Origin of the sequence: Butyricimonas paravirosa, assembly GCF_032878955.1 — a bacterium.
In the GTDB taxonomy this organism is placed as follows: domain Bacteria; phylum Bacteroidota; class Bacteroidia; order Bacteroidales; family Marinifilaceae; genus Butyricimonas; species Butyricimonas paravirosa.
In genome coordinates, this window is record NZ_CP043839.1 from 3,726,736 (window position 1) to 3,744,255 (window position 17,520).

General features: G+C 43.3%; 14 protein-coding genes. 11 read left to right on the top strand and 3 right to left on the bottom strand.

The window, feature by feature from the left end; translation table 11 throughout:
- The 3 genes from F1644_RS15185 to F1644_RS15195 are packed head-to-tail and all read right to left on the bottom strand — an operon-like array spanning position 1 to position 2,665.
- Entirely contained in the window at positions 1–1,479 is a 1,479-nt protein-coding gene (locus F1644_RS15185; RefSeq protein ID WP_118303644.1) for a cobyric acid synthase, read from the bottom strand.
- Positions 1,480–1,535: 56 nt separating this feature from the next.
- Positions 1,536–2,111, bottom strand: a complete 576-nt coding sequence (locus F1644_RS15190; protein WP_118303646.1) for a cob(I)yrinic acid a,c-diamide adenosyltransferase — start codon at positions 2,109–2,111, stop codon at positions 1,536–1,538.
- A 17-nt stretch (positions 2,112–2,128) separates the two neighbouring features.
- Entirely contained in the window at positions 2,129–2,665 is a 537-nt protein-coding gene (locus tag F1644_RS15195) for a histidine phosphatase family protein (RefSeq protein WP_118303648.1), read from the bottom strand.
- Positions 2,666–2,813: 148 nt separating this feature from the next.
- Here F1644_RS15195 and F1644_RS15200 point away from each other — a divergent pair, with 148 nt between their 5' ends.
- The 11 genes from F1644_RS15200 (at position 2,814) to F1644_RS15250 (ending at position 16,808) form a co-directional block, all read left to right on the top strand.
- Positions 2,814–3,209 (top strand): ribosomal maturation YjgA family protein, encoded by a 396-nt coding sequence (locus F1644_RS15200; RefSeq protein WP_308424602.1) that lies wholly within the window; start codon positions 2,814–2,816, stop codon positions 3,207–3,209.
- Between the two features lie 64 nt (positions 3,210–3,273).
- Positions 3,274–3,786 (top strand): bifunctional adenosylcobinamide kinase/adenosylcobinamide-phosphate guanylyltransferase, encoded by a 513-nt coding sequence (locus F1644_RS15205; protein WP_189021492.1) that lies wholly within the window; start codon positions 3,274–3,276, stop codon positions 3,784–3,786.
- 76 nt (positions 3,787–3,862) lie between these two features.
- A complete protein-coding gene (gene cobT / locus F1644_RS15210; RefSeq protein WP_118303650.1) occupies positions 3,863–4,903 on the top strand; it encodes a nicotinate-nucleotide--dimethylbenzimidazole phosphoribosyltransferase in 1,041 nt (346 codons plus the stop codon).
- 239 nt (positions 4,904–5,142) lie between these two features.
- Positions 5,143–6,288 (top strand): IS256 family transposase, encoded by a 1,146-nt coding sequence (locus F1644_RS15215; RefSeq protein WP_273493712.1) that lies wholly within the window; start codon positions 5,143–5,145, stop codon positions 6,286–6,288.
- 153 nt (positions 6,289–6,441) lie between these two features.
- Positions 6,442–7,203 carry an adenosylcobinamide-GDP ribazoletransferase gene (gene cobS / locus F1644_RS15220; protein WP_087419672.1) on the top strand — a complete coding sequence of 254 codons (762 nt, stop codon included), beginning with the start codon at positions 6,442–6,444 and terminating at the stop codon, positions 7,201–7,203.
- A 478-nt stretch (positions 7,204–7,681) separates the two neighbouring features.
- Positions 7,682–8,266: a DUF3575 domain-containing protein gene (locus F1644_RS15225; RefSeq protein ID WP_118305374.1), complete on the top strand. Its 585-nt coding sequence runs from the start codon at positions 7,682–7,684 to the stop codon at positions 8,264–8,266.
- A 10-nt stretch (positions 8,267–8,276) separates the two neighbouring features.
- Positions 8,277–9,698: a DUF3868 domain-containing protein gene (locus F1644_RS15230; RefSeq protein ID WP_168044578.1), complete on the top strand. Its 1,422-nt coding sequence runs from the start codon at positions 8,277–8,279 to the stop codon at positions 9,696–9,698.
- 11 nt (positions 9,699–9,709) lie between these two features.
- Positions 9,710–11,629, top strand: a complete 1,920-nt coding sequence (locus F1644_RS15235; RefSeq protein ID WP_118305372.1) for an Mfa1 family fimbria major subunit — start codon at positions 9,710–9,712, stop codon at positions 11,627–11,629.
- A gap of 8 nt (positions 11,630–11,637) precedes the next feature.
- The gene (locus F1644_RS15240) at positions 11,638–12,645 is read left to right on the top strand and encodes a FimB/Mfa2 family fimbrial subunit (RefSeq protein WP_118305371.1); all 1,008 of its coding nucleotides are present in this window, start codon (positions 11,638–11,640) and stop codon (positions 12,643–12,645) included.
- Positions 12,642–13,718 (top strand): hypothetical protein, encoded by a 1,077-nt coding sequence (locus tag F1644_RS15245; protein WP_118305370.1) that lies wholly within the window; start codon positions 12,642–12,644, stop codon positions 13,716–13,718. Before F1644_RS15240 ends, F1644_RS15245 begins: the two co-directional genes overlap by 4 nt.
- Before the next feature lie 18 nt (positions 13,719–13,736).
- Entirely contained in the window at positions 13,737–16,808 is a 3,072-nt protein-coding gene (locus F1644_RS15250) for a DUF4906 domain-containing protein (RefSeq protein ID WP_118305369.1), read from the top strand.
- Positions 16,809–17,520 lie beyond the last annotated feature (712 nt).

Consider the following 17,520-nt stretch of genomic DNA (forward strand, 5'->3'; position numbering starts at 1 on the left):
TTACTTGGTTTTAAGGGTGGAATAAATGTATGGCAGGTCAACGTGTGCGCGTACGTGATCGGCCAGTTTGTTATATTGTTGATCTTTGAAATCGGTATAATTGAAAGTAGTGGGGGTTGCTTGGGTCAATCCTTCTGCCAGTTCGTTGAGGACGATGTCATTGTCCAGAATTCCGTGGAGGTAACTACCCCAGCATCTTTCGTTTAAGATATAGCCGTCCGTCCGTCCGTCGTGTAAACGGTTCAAGGGAGATTCCAAAGCCCCGTCCAACAAGGTTGTTCGGCCCATGTGAATCTCGTACCCCTTGCAGGTTTCCGGGTGATTCCGGAAGGTGAATTGGTCTTGGCGGGTGACTTTTTCAGGTTCCATGATCGTGACAAGAGGAAGGATGCCCAGGCCGGGAATGGCGGTCATGTCCCCCTCAATCTGATCCGGGTCCTCGATCCGGGCGCCCATCATCTGGTACCCCCCGCAAATACCGATCACTTTTTTACCTTCCTTGTGAGCCCGGATGACTGCCTCCGCGATACCGTTTGCCCGGATGTTTCGCAGATCGGAGATTGTGTTTTTCGTTCCCGGTAGAATGATGATGTCGGCTTTACCAATTTCTTCCACGTTATTCGTGTAGTAAGCATGGAATCGTTCGTCTCGTTCCAGCACGCTGAAGTCCGTGAAATTGGAAAGGCGTTTCAGGAGTACGATGGCCACGTTAATCTTGCCGCTCCCGGCTTTGGTGTTTTTGGTTTCCAGTGAGACGGAGTCTTCTTCTTCAATATAAATGTCCTTGAAATAGGGAATCACGCCGACAACAGGTATACCCGTGAGGTTGTGTATGATCTTTCTTCCCTCGTCGAAAAGGGATATATCTCCTCTGAATTTGTTGATGATAATTCCTTTAATCAATTTTTTTTCTTCCTCTGAAAGCAAGGCGATGGAACCGTAGACGGAGGCAAACACTCCCCCCCGGTCGATGTCCGCCACCAGATACGTGGCGGCATTTGTGCGCAATGCCATCCGCATGTTCGTAATGTCTCTTTCCCGCAAGTTGATTTCCGAGATGCTCCCGGCTCCTTCCAGCACGATGGGAGAGTGGCGGGCTTGCAGACGTTCATAGGCAGCGTATGCTTGGTTGAATAATTCGGCCTTGTTGTTGGACATGAAGTATTCTCTGGCAGACATATTCCCGACCGGTTTTCCGTTGAGTACGACTTGCGAGCATTGTTCATTCGTGGGTTTCAACAGGACAGGATTCATGTCGCTTTCCGGGGCAATGCCACACGCCTCGGCCTGTACCGCTTGCGCCCGTCCGATTTCCAGCCCGTCGGGAGTGGAATATGAATTTAGCGACATATTTTGCGCCTTGAAGGGGGCCGGGTGGTAACCATCTTGTTTGAAAATTCGGCAAAACGCCGTGTTGATGATGCTTTTACCCGCATCCGAGCAGGTCCCGACAAACATGATTGAACGAAGAAAAGGCATTTATATTTTAGATTTAATGATTTTAGATTTTAGATTCCAGCCGCACAAGGCGAACGCTATTCATTGATTCTTTTTTTGTAAAGGAACGCTTTCCATCTCTCTTCTTCTGCACCTTGCTGGTCCATTTCCCAGCGGGCCATGGTGAACAGTAGGTCCGAGAGGCGATTCACGAATCGCAGGATAAGCGGGGGTACCTCGTCTGTCTTGTTTAGGGTACACAATCTTCTTTCTGCCCGGCGGGCGATCGTGCGGGCCACGTGGCATTGGGCTGAAATCAGCGTTCCGCCCGGCAGGATAAAATGTGTGGACGGGTATTGCATCTCGCTGTTCATGCGGTCGATTTGTTGTTCGCAATACCGATCTATATCTTCCGGTAGGATGTTCTGGTTTTGTTCCCGGATGTTTGAGGGAGTTGCCACTTGTGACATGACTATCATTAACGTTCGCTGTATGTATGCCAGAATTTCTTGCCGTTCATCCTTCTCGTCCAGTAAGGCTCGAATGACACCTAGTGTGGCATTCAGCTCGTCAAGGGTCCCGTTTGTTTCAATACGAATATCATCTTTATCCACCCGGCTCCCGCCGAATATTCCTGTTGTTCCTTTGTCCCCGCCTTTCGTGTATATTCTCATGTTAGTTGAAAATTGAGTTATACTGTTTGGTTGTCGTCCACTAACGTAAAACGTAGGCAACTTGTGTTTTCCATGATAGGAAGGTCGATCATATCAATAGCCTTTTTCCCGTTGAGGTATGCGATAATTGCCCGGTTGAATGCTCCGTGTCCAATGGCCACTACCCGTTGGCCGGAGAAATTCTTTTTTAAATAGGCAATGAAATCAATAGCTCTTTGGAAGAGAGCATCTAGGGATTCCACGCTGGGAGGCAGGTTGGTCCAGTCCACGTCATCCAAGCGCTTACCCGTGTATATGCCCCAGTCCATTTCCCGCAGGAGGGGAGTTTGGTGAGGAGTCAGCCCGTGTTTCCGGGCGACGGCGACCGCCGTGTTATAACTTCGGGCCAGATCACTGGAAACAATGTTGTTAATCGTTTCCTCTTGGAGCATCTCCGCCAGTCTCTCGGCTTGGGCTATCCCCAATGGAGATAAGGTCCCGGGAAGTTGGCCCTGGAGTATATGTTGTTGATTTTCTAATGTTTCCCCGTGTCGGGATAATATGAGTTCCATCATCACTTCTTTTTAGACTTCTAACTTACAAAGTTAGTAAACAATTTTGAATCTTTAGAGTATTTGTCGGGGTGCTTGATTGTTTTTGCGTGTGGCGTGGTATTATGGGAGATTCTTCCTAAATTTGTTGTCAAAAGGAAACGTTGGATGTATGATAGGGATGAAGAATAAACGGTTGAAATATTTGTTGTTAACCCTTTTCGTGGTTATACTGGGATTACTTTCCCGGAAAATGAGTGCTTGCACGCTTGATTTTGTAAAATTATACCTAGGGGATGTCTTGTGGGCCATGATGGTGTATTTCGGATGTCGTTTCTTGTTCGTGAATGCTAAGAAAAGGGTGGCTTGCGTGTTGGCATTGGCCTTTTCCTACTTGATCGAGATCAGCCAATTGTATCATGCTCCTTGGATTGACGCCATCCGGGAGACCACGTTAGGAGGTTTGGTCTTGGGATTCGGTTTTTTGTGGAGTGATATTCTGTGTTATACCGTGGGTGTTTTGCTGGGAATCATCGTGGATGGCTTGCTGGGATGGAGCCGGAAATAAAGTTGTAGATTTTTCGGGCGATTACTTTGTATTTCTTGAAAAAACAGAGAAATTTGTCGCCATGATGAAAAGAAAAATAATTTTAGTTACGGGAGGACAAAGATCCGGGAAAAGTCGTTATGCCCAAGAGCTTGCGCTAAAGTTGGCAGAGAATCCCGTTTATCTGGCTACTTCGAGGGTGTGGGATGATGAATTCCGGGAACGGGTGAGACGTCATCAACAGGACCGGGGACCGCAATGGACCAATTTGGAAGAAGAAAAAGCGATTAGTCGATGTGACGTGTCGGGGCGGGTCGTGGTCATTGATTGCGTGACCTTGTGGAGTACCAATTTCTTTTTTGACAATGATTCCGACGTGGATAAATCTTTGCGGGAGATAAAAGAAGAGTTCGACCGGTTCACCGGGCAGGAGGCAACCTTTATTTTCGTCACGAACGAGATCGGTATGGGAGGAGTTTCTGTTGACCCTGTTCAGCGGCGGTTCACGGATTTGCAAGGATGGGTGAATCAATATATAGGAGATCGGGCGGACGAAGTTGTCCTGATGGTTTCCGGTATTGCCATGCGAGTAAAATAAAATGATAATATAATCTGAATTGAAACCTGAAAGTGTATATCTCATTTTCAATTTTCAATTTTCAATTTTCAATTGTATGAGAAGTTTTACAATAAAAGAGACCGACAAGGCTTTGTCGGAGGCTTTGATAGATAAGATTAATAATTTGACCAAGCCCAAGGGATCTTTGGGATTACTTGAAAAAACAGCACACCAGATCGGGTTGATACAGCAAACGCTTTCCCCGGAGTTACGGAACCCCCAGAATATTATTTTTGCTGCCGATCACGGGATCGTGAAAGAGGGGGTTAGCTTTTCGGCTCCGGAAGTGACCGCCCAGATGATTTTTAATTTCATCAAAGGGGGGGCTGGGGTGAATATGTTTTCCCGTCAGCATCATTTCGGGATTAAATTGGTGGATTGTGGGGTAAATGCGGATTTCGAACCTATGGAAGGGCTGATTGATCGTAAAATCCGTAAGGGAACTTCAAATTATTTGTACGAGGCCGCCATGACCCCGGAAGAATTTGACCGGGCAATCGAGATCGGAGTGGAGATCGTGGATATGGTTCATGATGAGGGTTCGAACGTGGTGAGTTTCGGGGAAATGGGGATTGCCAACACCTCTTCTTCTTCCCTGTGGATGACTTACTTGACAGGTATTCCTTTGAGCGATTGTGTCGGAGCGGGTAGTGGGTTGTCTAGGGAAGGCGTTGAACACAAGTATAATGTGTTGAAACGGTGTATGGAAAATTACAAGGGGGATGGAACTCCGAAAGACATTATCCGTTATTTTGGCGGCTTTGAAATGGTGGCTGCCGTGGGAGGTATGCTGCGTGCTGCCGAATTGGGTATGGTTATTATCGTGGATGGCTTTATCATGACGAATTGTGTACTTGCCGGAAAGATGTTGTACCCCGCCTTAACGGATTATTGCATCTATGGTCACCAAGGTGACGAGTGTGGGCATAAATTAGTTTTGGACTTCCTACACGCCCAACCTTTATTAAATCTCGGTTTGCGCCTAGGTGAAGGGACTGGAGCTATTTGCGCTTATCCCTTACTCGTTTCAGCCGTGAACATGATCAACGAAATGGCCTCTTTCAAGGCGGCAGCAGTAACGAAATACTTTAAGTAATTGAAAATTGAAAGTGGAAAATTGAAAATGAACTCCCTCCCCCCTTCGGGGTACTCCCTCTATAAACAGAGGGAGAGCTAAAATACTCTCTATATTCGGGAAGAGTCACCAGTTCCTCCTCTGTTTATAGAGGAGGTGGCACGAAGTGACGGAGGAGTTTGAGTATGGATAGTGTTTCAAAAAGTGTGTAAATTCCGAATTGATTATTTTTGTAATGCAATTTTCAAAAATGAATAATTATGGAATTTACACATGAACAAATCTCGGAAATAATTTCCGAAATCACAAACGGTGAACTAGGTTTACAAGGCTTGGTTAAACAAGGTTTAGAGAGTTTAATGTTATCGGAACGTGATCTTCATAACGAGACACGTGGTGACGTGAGTAACGGTTTTCGTGGTCGTCGAGTATGTCATGGCGGTAAGGTCTTCGAACTTCGGGTCCCGCGTAGTCGTAACAACCATTTTTACCCGATGTTACTGGGGGTGCTAAAAGACCAGGAAGAAGAGGCTCAAAAGCTAGTGAGTAGCCTTTATTGCAGCGGTTTAACCACGGAACAGGTGGGTAAAATTTACGAGCAATTTTACGGCAAACATTACAGTAAAAGCCAGGTTAGCCGCTTGTTGAACACGGCCCGCGAGGATGTAAATGCCTGGCTAGGTCGTGAACTGGATAATCGTTACCCGATAATTTACATCGATGCCACCTATGTCCTCACCCGTCGTGATGATTCCGTTTCCAACGAGGCTTACTACACGGTTTTGGGGGTGAAAGAAGACCGAACCCGCGAGGTGCTGGCCGTGGTGAATTTCCCCACGGAAAGTGCCACGAACTGGAAGGACGTGTTTGAAGACCTCAAGGAAAGAGGCGTGGCCGTGATTGATCTCCTGGTGTGTGATGGATTGCCCGGTATTGAAAACGTGCTGGCAGAAACCTTTCCAAAAGCAGATTTACAATTATGTACCGTGCACCTGAAGAGGAATATAGCTGGGAAAGTCAAGCCCAGGGACAAGAAACAGGTCATGGAAGAACTCAAGCAGGTTTGCGCTCCCGACCAGTGGGAGATCTCCCCGGAAAAGGCTTTCGAAAAATTTAAAGAGTTTATTGCCAGGTGGCAGAAAAGTTATCCCGTTTTGAAAAGATATTGCCACGACAGGTACAGGTTCTATTTCACCTACTTCAAGTACGAGAGGGAAATCAGGGGGATGATTTACACCACAAACTGGATCGAAAGGCTGAACAGGGATTACAAGAGGGTCATCAACATGAGGGGCGCCATGCCAAACCCCCAAGCCGTTATTCTCCTAATGGGAACGGTAGCCCAAAATGCAGATATTTATAAATATCCTATTTATAATTTTTTAGAATCAAGATTATTTTATTGAACTATTTATAATTTTGCAGTCATGAGAAAAGAAGGAATTTACACACTTTTTGAAACACTATCTGAGTATGAAAACAAGCATTACCTTAATGGACTGTAAAGTAATATATAATTACCAAATTTAAAATCATAAATCATTAAATCTAAAATTAGTATGCGTTCTCTTTTGGCAGCAATCATGATGTTTACTCGACTACCTTTATGGCGGATTGTCAACGTGGACAAGCGTTATTTCACGGATGTTATTAAATACTGGCCTTTGGTCGGTTTTTTGACGGGGACCGTGACGGGGGGTGTTTTATGGCTGGCGGCACAGATTGTGCCTTTGGAGGTGGCGTGTATTTTGGCGATTATTGCCCGAATCCTGTTGACTGGGGCATTGCACGAGGACGGGTTGGCGGACTTTTTTGACGGGTTTGGTGGAGGAACTTCTAAAGAGAAGATTCTAGCCATTATGAAAGATTCGCATATCGGGTGTTACGGGACCATCGGTTTAGTACTCTACTTTATTCTTTATTATTCCTTATTGTCTAGTTTCGACCCGGCCATGATTTTCCCGATCGTGATTGCGGCGGATTGTTTTTCGAAACTCTGTGCGGCCGTGATGGTAAATACGTTACCTTATGTCCGGAAAGAGGAAGAGAGTAAAATAAAACTTGTTTACAGCAAGGTACGCACGTTCATATTCGTGATCGTGGGATTGATCACCTTGATTCCCTTTTTCTTCCTGAAAGATGCAAGTTTCTGTTTCGCAATGATCCCCGCCATACTGACTGCCATCGGGTTGCGTTTCTTCTTGAAAATCAAGATCGGGGGGTACACGGGAGATTGTTGCGGTGCCTCCGTGTTAATCATCGAACAGGTCTTTTATCTGAGTGTGTTAGTGATTTGGTGTCGCCATCAATTTTTGTTTTAATACTTTGTATTCTTCGGGATCACTCCGTTAACGTTGTCAAGAAGATCGAGAAAGTTACTTGTGAAATGTGTAGCAAAGAGAAACTATTCATTTTCATGGGAAAGGTATATTATGAGGATTTGATTTTAGTGTAATAGATCCTACATCGTGTTGAAGTGGTAAATACATTTCGCGGTCTTACGAGTAGATATAATACTAACGAAACAATTTAATATTTGTTTGTGTATCTTAAAACCTTCGTTTTATGACACAAAGGTAATATCATTATCGCAAAAATCAAAACTTTATGTAATAATCTGATATACAAAACAAGTAACAATTATAAAATATTATTTTTTATTCTATTTCCCAAATATCTTTAAACGAACGTTTAAAGATATTTTTTGTATAGAGTTATTGATTTGGACAATAACCATTTACAGGTGTGAGGGCGTGTAAATGAAATGAAGGCGTAATAGCAAATTTAAATATAAGGAAGATGAATCTAAGATTTTATGTAGTCTTGTTTTCATGTTTGTTTCTCGGCGTGGGAGCAAGAAGCCAAGAGGTTGCCATAAAAAGTAATTTATTGTATGATGCAACGGCAACGGTAAACCTTGGACTAGAGTTTCGTCTCGCTCCAAAGTGGACATTGGATGTTTCCGGTAATTATAACGGGTGGACTTTCTCGGAGAATCGTAAGTGGAAACATTGGCTCGTGCAGCCGGAAGCCCGTTATTGGTTTTGTGACCGTTTTTCCGGGCATTTTTTGGGAGGACATCTTTTAGGTGGGAAATACAATGTCGGAAAGTTAAAAAACAATATTTCTTTTCTGGGGTCAGACTTTTCTCGTTTGAAGGATCGTCGTTACCAAGGATGGTTTCTTGGAATCGGGGCTGTTTATGGTTACTCGTGGATACTTTCTAAACATTGGAATTTCGAAGCGGAAATAGGTTTCGGGTATGTCTATACGCGGTATGATGTTTACCCTTGTACTTCATGTGGTACCAGTATGGCGAAAGATCGGACACATCACTATGTGGGGCCTACAAAGGCAGCTTTGAATTTTGTTTACTTGTTTTAAAAGAACGATTATGAGAAAGATATGGTGTTTAAGCTTGTTGCTATTATCATGCGTGGCAAGTATATATGGACAAAAATTTGCTGATGGTCGGGGAGAGGTAAGGAATATTGATGTGGTACGTGGGGAGAATTCCTTGTTTGTTTCGATGACCGTGGATGTGTCTGCTTTGGATGTTGCCAGTAATCGAGAGTTGCTCCTTATTCCGGTGTTAAGAGGGGGGCAAGATAGTATTCAACTTCCGTTTATGATTATTGCAGGGAGAAACCGGTATTATTATCATTTGCGTAACACTCCTGTTACGGACGGTATTATTTTAGAGCGTGCGGGTAAGACGGAGACGATTAATTACCGTGCAGTGATTCCTTTTGAAAACTGGATGTCGACGTCAGCGCTTGTGATGGACGAAAGTTCGTGCGGGTGTCGAGGTGAAGAGATGGGAGATGATCACCGTGTGACACTATTCCGGTTTGAACCGAAAGTTTACACGCCCGTGTTTGTTTATTTGCCTCCTGATGTTGAACCCGTGAAGGTGCGTGAGGTGAAAGGATCTGCTTACATTGATTTTCCTGTGAATCGTACGGAAATTCACGAAGATTACCGGAATAACCCGGTGGAATTACGAAAGATCAGGCAGACGATAGACGTGGTGCGGAATGATCCGGATGTTCGTATAACCTCGTTAAGTATCAAGGGGTACGCTTCTCCAGAGGGTACTTACGCTAACAATACCCGTCTTGCTAAGGGGAGAACGGCAACGTTGAAAACGTATGTGCGGGAGTTGTACCATTTCCCGGATAACGTAATCTTGACATCCTATGAACCGGAAGATTGGTCCGGGTTGGAAGCGTACGTGGATAGTACAAATTTGAAAAACCGGGATGCGATACTGGCACTTATCCGTTCGAACGTAGAACCGGATGCTAAGGAGAAAATGATAAAATCGACATATCCGGAGGATTATCAGTTCTTACTTAAAAATGTGTATCCCGGTTTACGGCACTCTGATTACGTGGTGCAATACGTGGTACGTACTTATACGAGTGCTGAAGAGATTCGTCGAATTATGAAAACTCAGCCTCAAAAACTTAGCCTCAGGGAGTTATATCTTGCTACACGGGATTTGGAACCGGGTAGTGATGAGTACAATGAGACATTTGAGATTGCCGTGAGGATGTTCCCGGGGGACGAGGTTGCCAACCTGAATGCCGCCAATGCCGCCATGGCAAAGGGTGACTTGAAGGGGGCTGCCCGTTATTTGGATAAAGCTGGAGACGGCAAAGAAGCGGTTTATGCTAGAGGGGTTTATGCTGCTCTTTCGGGGGATTACGACTCGGCAATGAGGTTTTTCGCTGAGGCTGCCCGAGGTGGTATAGCCGAAGCTGAAGATGCCCTGCACCAAATAGAAGAAGTAAAAAATGACCAATTTAAATAAAAAGTGAAAAAATGAAAAGAATGTGGAATTATTTCGCGAGCATTCTCGTGATGGGTCTGTTCGCCGGGTGTAGCAATGACACCCTTACAGGTGATGATCCAGACGGAGAACTGAATGGATCTAAAGATGCCGTTTACATGAATGTATCGGTACAGCTCCCTGCCGGGGGAGGGATCGCTCGTAGTGAAACGAACACACCGGAAAATGGAGATTATGGAACCAGTACGGGTGGAACTGAAGAGGGGAAGGACTACGAGAATAACGTGGGAGAAGTTTTGCTCGTGTTGGCAACAACAGATGACAAATTTATCGCTCATAGTATCGTGGAGGAAACGAATAACGCCATAAAAGTATTGACGGAGTCATCTTTCAACACGACTAAAAAAATCAGTAAATCGATATTGGGTGATTATTATTCTAAGGATAATGTAGATCCCAACGGGAATTTGAAAAACGATGAAATTCACGTTTATGTATTCTGTAATCCCACGCAGGACTTGAAAACTGTAATTACTGCAGCAACACAGGGGTCAACAGATTGGGTGAATGCGATCGCCAATGTTTCGGAAGAGATTTGGAAAGAAAAAAGTTTTTTGATGTCTAATGCCGTAATTGCGAAAAAGAAATTACCTAAAAAATTGGATTATTGGAATGATTACACATCCGAGAGTAAAGCGTTCGATTTGTCTGGGAATAACGGTAATGGTACCGATAAGGAAGTTAATAACGCTGGGGCTATAAAAGTGGAACGTTCCGTTGCTCGTTTTGATTTTAAAGATGCAAGTGAAGGCGGGGATAATACTTATAATGTTGTCAAAAGAAATGATCAAACCATCATGCAAATTCAATTGCAAAAGATGGCATTGGTGAACATGAGTAAGGAATTCTATTACTTGCGCCGTGTCTCTGAAAATGGAGAGAAGGAAGGTTGGAATATTTGTGGAGTAGAAACTGCAGAGAACTACGTGGTAGACACAGATTACGATTATAAAAAAGTGACGGATGTTGATGTAAATACTTATGAGGAGCATTTCATGTATCCTCTTGGAAATGTGACTGATGGTGTGTGGAAAATAGATGTGGCGGCACGCGGACAATGGGATACTTATGATATTGCTGATGTATTGAAGGGTACAGAAGATAATTATAATAAAAAAGAATATAAGATTTGGCGTTATGTAACGGAAAATACCATACCCGGGATACCACAGCAAAAACAAGGGTTTTCTACCGGAATTGTTTTTAAAGGTAAAATGATGGCACCCGAAGGTGCAGATCCAGAATCTTCTTTGGTACAGGCTCTTGATTCTAAAAATATTACGGGAGATCCTAAGAAAGATAAAATACTTTACACGTATTTGACGAATATTTATGTGACTTGGAAAGAAGTACGTGCCGCAGCATTAGAATCTGGGGCTAGCAGAGAATTTTATAAGGCTGTATTTGGAGCACCTAAAAATGCGGAAGATATTTGTGTAGAGGAAGATGGTGACGTAAAGAAAGTGGCAGTATATAGTAATGATCCTGAGAGTCCTGATTATTTATGGAATCAATGGCATGAAAATAACATAAATAATAATGCGTATTGGGATAGCTTCAGAAAGGCTGCGGTAAAATCCTTGTTTACCATTTACCAGTCTAGTAGTGAAGAGGGTAGTGTTCCCGGGTATTATTGTTATTATTTCTATTGGAACCGGCATAACGATAATGGGGAACTCGGACAAATGGGGCCGATGGAGTTTGCCGTGGTACGTAATAATGTTTACAAGTTAGCAGTTACGGGAATAAATAAACTCGGTCATCCGCGGATCTCGGATAACGATCCGGATCCCGTAGATCCGGATGATCCGGATGAAAGTGGCGATGTTTACTTGACGCTTTCCGTAGAAGTATTGCCTTGGACAGTTCGTATAAATAATATCGAATTTTAAAAATTAACATGCAAAGTAGAAAACGAAATATAGTTTCAAGAATCATCGGTGCGGCACTCTGTGTTGCATCGATGAGCTTTGCTTTCTCTTCGTGCGAGAATATATATGAAGATCTTGACCCATGCGCACACGGAGTATCGCTTCGTTTTATCTACGATTACAACATGGAGTTTGCCAATGCTTTCCCCAAAAAGGTGGATTGCTTGACGCTTTATATATACGATGAGAAAGGAAATTACGTGGATACTCGTGTGGTGACGGGACCGGAATTGCGGGACGAAAGTTACCGGATGACGTTGGACCTGGAGCCGGGGAATTATCGCTTCGTGGCTTACGGGGGAATGGCCTGCGAGAAAAGTTCTTTTTCCATGCAGACACCGACAGGGGGAAGCGAGTATCGCAATGCACGGGCAAGGATGGATGAGGATTGTTTGACGAATCCCGACCGAAAAAAATTGCACGATATGTATTGGGGGCAGCTTACGCTCACCACGGCGGACTTGTATCAAGAGGGGGTGGTGGAGATGATGAAGAACACGAACAATATCCGGATCATGTTGCAACAGATGAACGGCGATCCGGTAGATGACAAGGATTTTGATTTCGAAATTACGGATGACAACACGTTATTTGCTTGTGATAATGATTTAATCCCCAATGGTGAAATCGTGTACACGCCTTGGGCGAGAGGACAAGTTTCGGCAGGATTGATGGGGAATAACAAGGAGGTTATTATGGCGTATGCGGAGTTCTCGACTTCACGGCTGATGCTCAAAAATAGTCCGAAACTCGTGATTCGCCGGAAGGCGGATGGCGGGGAGGTAGTGAACATCCCGTTGAATAATTATTTGTTGGCGTTTAGGAGTGAGTTTCATCGAGATATGGACAAACAAGAATTCTTGGATCGGGAGAGCGAATGGTCGATGTTGTTTTTTCTTGATGCTAACCACGTGTGGTTGAAAACGGAGATAAAGATTAACGATTGGGTTGTTAGAGTCAATGAGATTCAAGAATGAAAAAGGTTGCTTGTGTTATCATATTTTGGTTGACGGCATCCTTGTTGATAGGGGGATGTAGCCGGGATGCGAAGGAGGATGCCGGGGAAGAGGTTCTGGTGAACCTTAATATCAGTGTGGCGTTGTCCGATGTGGCACAATCCATGGCTCGTGGTGTAGAGGAAGATGCGGGGGCGAAAGGGGAACACGAGAAGATGCAAAGATTGCGGGTGATCGTAGTGCGGGAGAATGATGTGGTCGAGAAAAATGATTTTATAGGTCCTTTGTCCCCCACCATGGTGAGTGATCGTGTGTCGGGTAAATTTGAGGTGGTTAGTAGGGAGTGGAAACGGATTTATCTTTTCGTGAATGAGGATAATGAGCAAATCAAGGTTGGTCAAGGAGATAGTAATGATGCACTCACCTTGGCTCGTTTCCTTGATAATATAAAGGTCGGGGAAGTATTCCCGACAGAAGAAGTTACCAATCTGGTTGTTCGGGTGGACGTGCCTTCCGGGCAGCTCGTGGGGGCTTTGCCCATGAGCGAGTGCCATCAAGTGTATGTACCCAAGATGGATAGCGAGTGTAAACTTTTCGTGACAAGGGCTGCCGTGAAATTCACGTTCAGGATAACAAACAGTAGTGCGGTCGAGAAAAAATTGACCGGATTGACTATTAAAGATATGGCGGATAAAGAATATTATTTGCCGCGTAACGCTAAATACGAGAGCGAGAATATTGAGGGAAAAGAGTATTTAACGATAAAAAGTTTTGATGTACCTTCATTTGTCAGGGAATACGATTACAACGAGGATTTAGAGATCACGTTACCCGCGATGAAAGAAGGGGATACTCCGATACTTACAGAATTGTCGCCTATTTATTTACTGGAGGGAAAACGAGAAGGGAAGTATTCCGTGGGTATCACGGTGAACGGAGTTTATCTAGAAGGGGAACTTGATAATTTGCCTGATAAACTACCAAGAAACACGCATGTCGTGGTTTATATCACTCTTACCGATAAAGAGTTAGAATTCGAAGTTAATGTTGAGCCTTATAGGGAAGTTGAATTAAAGCCGGGTTTCGGGTTATAACAGAAAATAGCTGGAAATATGAAACGGGATTTAATATATAGTCTTTTATGCATGTTGTTCATTTGTTTTACTGCTTGCGAGGATGAACCACTGGGAGAAGGAGATGATTTTACCCCCGGAGCCAAAAGTACGGTGACTGCTATCGTGGAGTTCAAACCGTTGGTTCCCGCATTGAATGGGGCGAGCAGGACTGCGGGGGATGCGATAAAAGTGATTAACGATTTGTGGGTATTGTTGTACTCGGAGGATGGGAATTTGGTTGAAATGAAAAAAATTGAAGGTTTGCAGCCAATTCCGGTTAATAGGGAGGATCTTAAACCGGGAGAACCCTATGCGGAATCGGAAACTTCCCGTGTATCGTTTAGATTGGTTGTTCCTCAGGGGAGGTACTATGTTTATGCAGTTGCCAATCTGGATTTGGATCACCCCAAATACGAAGCGTCAATTCAAACACGGGAAGGGTTGAAAGGAATATCTTTCGATTGGGACACCAAGGAGATAGCAAATAACAGCCAAATGTTTGGTCATTTTTCAGTGGATGAAAAAGTACTTGCCAAAGAAGAATCGGTGTTAATCAATAAGAATACAGCGAAGTTGCATGCGTGGGTGCGGCGTGCTGCATCGAAGGTGACTGTTGCTTATGATGCCTCCGGATTGAATGAAGGTGTTTTCGTTTACCTTAAATCGGTTCAGATTAGAGATATTCCTAAGACTTGTTTTTTGGGCAATACGAATAAAATAGAGGAGCAGGGTGATCTTTTTGAAGGGGAAATTATACGTTATTATGAGGGAGAGAAGCCGACATTTAACGAAAACTATCGTGCGCGATTATCAAGCGGTAAGTTCACGTATGGCGAACATGGTGAAACATCCGATGCTTTGTTCTTCTTTGAAAATATGCAGGGAGGGGGAGATGATATGCCTGATAAACGTCAAGATGCAGATGGAAAGGAAGGACTAGATTATCCCGGTTTGCCTGGTGCCCCGACCTATCGCCCTAAAGATGGTGTGCCTTGTGGTACCTATATCGAAGTGGACGCTTATTATGTTTCCATTAATTCCGAAAAAGTGGGTAGTGGTCCTATTAAGTATCGTTTCATGCTTGGCAAAAATGTTACAACTGATTACAATGCCGAACGAAATTATCACTATAAACTTACGTTAGTATTGAAGAACTTTGCCAATGATGTGGATTGGCATATCGAGTATGAAGAGGAAGTGCCCGGAATCGAAGTACCACAGCCTTATTACATTTCCTATCTTTATAATCGTACCATGGATTTCCCTTTAAAAATCAATACTGCCGGAGCTGAACTTATATCTTTGAATGCGAGAATTATATTCAACAATTGGGCTCCGGAGGGAGCCTCGACGCTTGATTATGCTCATGATTATGATTATGCCGTGAAGCCTACTGCTGAAAATAATGCGCCTTGGAACGGTTTTCTTTCTCTTCGCAAGACTACGGCTAAGGTGCTGACAGTTGACGAGAAACAAGCGTCAGAGGCTGCAGGTGTGGAATATGTTGGAACTACGGAAAAAGATCTTGGTAACAAGCTCTACTATGAAAATGAAGAGAGGGGAATAAGAAGTTACTCCGTCACTAAGGGACAAATAGATTACATAGATGATAAGGATGGTAATTATAGTATAAAACCTACCGAAGGAAATAAGACTGTCAATGTGATGGTTCCGATGTACACCCGGGCGAAACAGATGATTGCCACTACCGCTTATACTGGTAATAATCCTTATGTTGCTTACCAACGTCGGGCAGAAGTGGAATTTACTGCAGAAATTAAATTTGATGATGAGAGGGGAGTGCAAACATTGAGAGATACGGCAAAAATCTTTCAGGTGCGACGTGTCGTTAATCCCAAGGGAATTTATCGGAGTGCGGATAATAGCGAATCTTTTCATGTCAAACTAATGAGATTGCCGAAGGAGGAGGCTGAGGAGTTTGAAGTTTTCCCATCTGAAGGTCCTTGGCGGGCGTATATTCCCCAAGAGGTGGATGGACTCCCTTTTAAAGGCGATGATTTTATTACATTCAATGGCGGTCAGAAGGAGGTAACTGGGAAGACAGGAAGTCCTATTGAATTTAAGGTGAATTTTCCAAAGAGACCCAATGAGGGGGAGGGTTATCACACGGTGATACGTGTGGACTATCATAATTACACTTGCCAACACCTGATTTTTGTTACACGGGGAGATGCTCCGGTGCAACTTGTGGATAATGGAGCAAAATGGCATATCAGTAATTTAGTTAGCGAGACGCAAGAGGCTGCGAATCCTCTTGACGAAGGTTCCTTGTTTCGCTTCAATAACTTAGAGCAACCCATTGCGTCATCCAATCAGGAAAATTCCCGAAGCCCATGGACTAATGTTAAAAAAGAAGATTTTAAAAATGCTAAAGATAAGCTTTTTACAATAGTTGGAAGTGAAAAAACTTTGCGATGGGAAGAAATAAACGCTGGCACTTCCAACACATCTCCCACGTGGAAGGTGAAATTAGGAGATGGAGTAAGAATTGCAAAGTACGAGGATTATAAAGCACTTTTTGATGATAAAAATATCCAACAGGGGTATGGGGTACTTTATGGCGATGAGGCTAATGCAACTTGTACAAAGATTCAAGACGTTTATGAATATCGTGTGGGAGCGGATGGAAAACGTGTTAGTGGTTATGGCATGAGAGGATGTTTCGTGTATAACAAGAGTAATGGTAAGCATGTGTTTTTCCCTGTAGGAGCATCGGGATATGGACACCGAAGAAACTATGATTATGAGCCGTGGGGGGGAACTCCCTTTAATGCGAATACTAATGCAAGGGGAGTACTTAGATATGCTTCCGGGAGAATAGATTATTATCCCAGTCCTAAAAGTAATCCTTTATTCTATGATCTATTCCGGCGACCAGGTGCGATTTATTGGTTGAATAATAAAGTAAACCCAGGTTCTATAATTGCTTGGGATATAAATTATTTTACTTTTGATTTTAACTCGTTAGATCATGCTAATGTTTTTCCGAAAAACGGTGGTGGAGATGGCAAAAGTGATGCTTGTTTTATCCGTTGCGTGGAAGATTAATTTTTTTGCAACCATATATCATGACCGTGACTTGTTGGGATACTAGTTGCGGTCGTTTTTATTTGATGAGAGTGTGCTACATTTCTTACGATTATGGCTGTAATAACTAGGGAAGAATGTGCCGTTGTTTGGGGTATAACGAGGAAACAGAGGAAAAAATAGTATTTCTTGTTGAAAAATAGTAATCATGCCATCTCTTTAGATTTAGCAATATAGTCTGTTTTTGGTTAATTCTAAAAATAGAAAAAGTATTGAAAAATGAAAAAGTATTTATATATTTGCAGGTATGATACGAATAGGTGGGAGAGCCTGCCTTTTAAAATATTGTGAGTTTGTGCTAATCTTTATCTGAAAATCGCCAATTTGAAGTAGTAAGATTAGACGGTGAGTTCACGCTGGTTAGGCGTGGATCGTTGTCTATTTACTACAAGGCGTTTGGCGATGCCTCAGATAAGATAGAACTGTTGACGGTCCTCGCTTTTTTTATTGTATCATTTTTTGCCGGTGGGGATCGGCACTATAAAAGAAATTTTCGATTGATAAAGGATATTAAGGTTGCAACTTGATTAAAATAAACGGAATGAATAAATACCCAAAATTTATAAGGCATGAAAAATTAGAGAGATTTTTCTTATTAGAAGGATGAAAAAAAGAGGGTGAATCCTAAACTTTGCACGTTGAATATCACCCCCTTGCATCATTAGTTTTATAA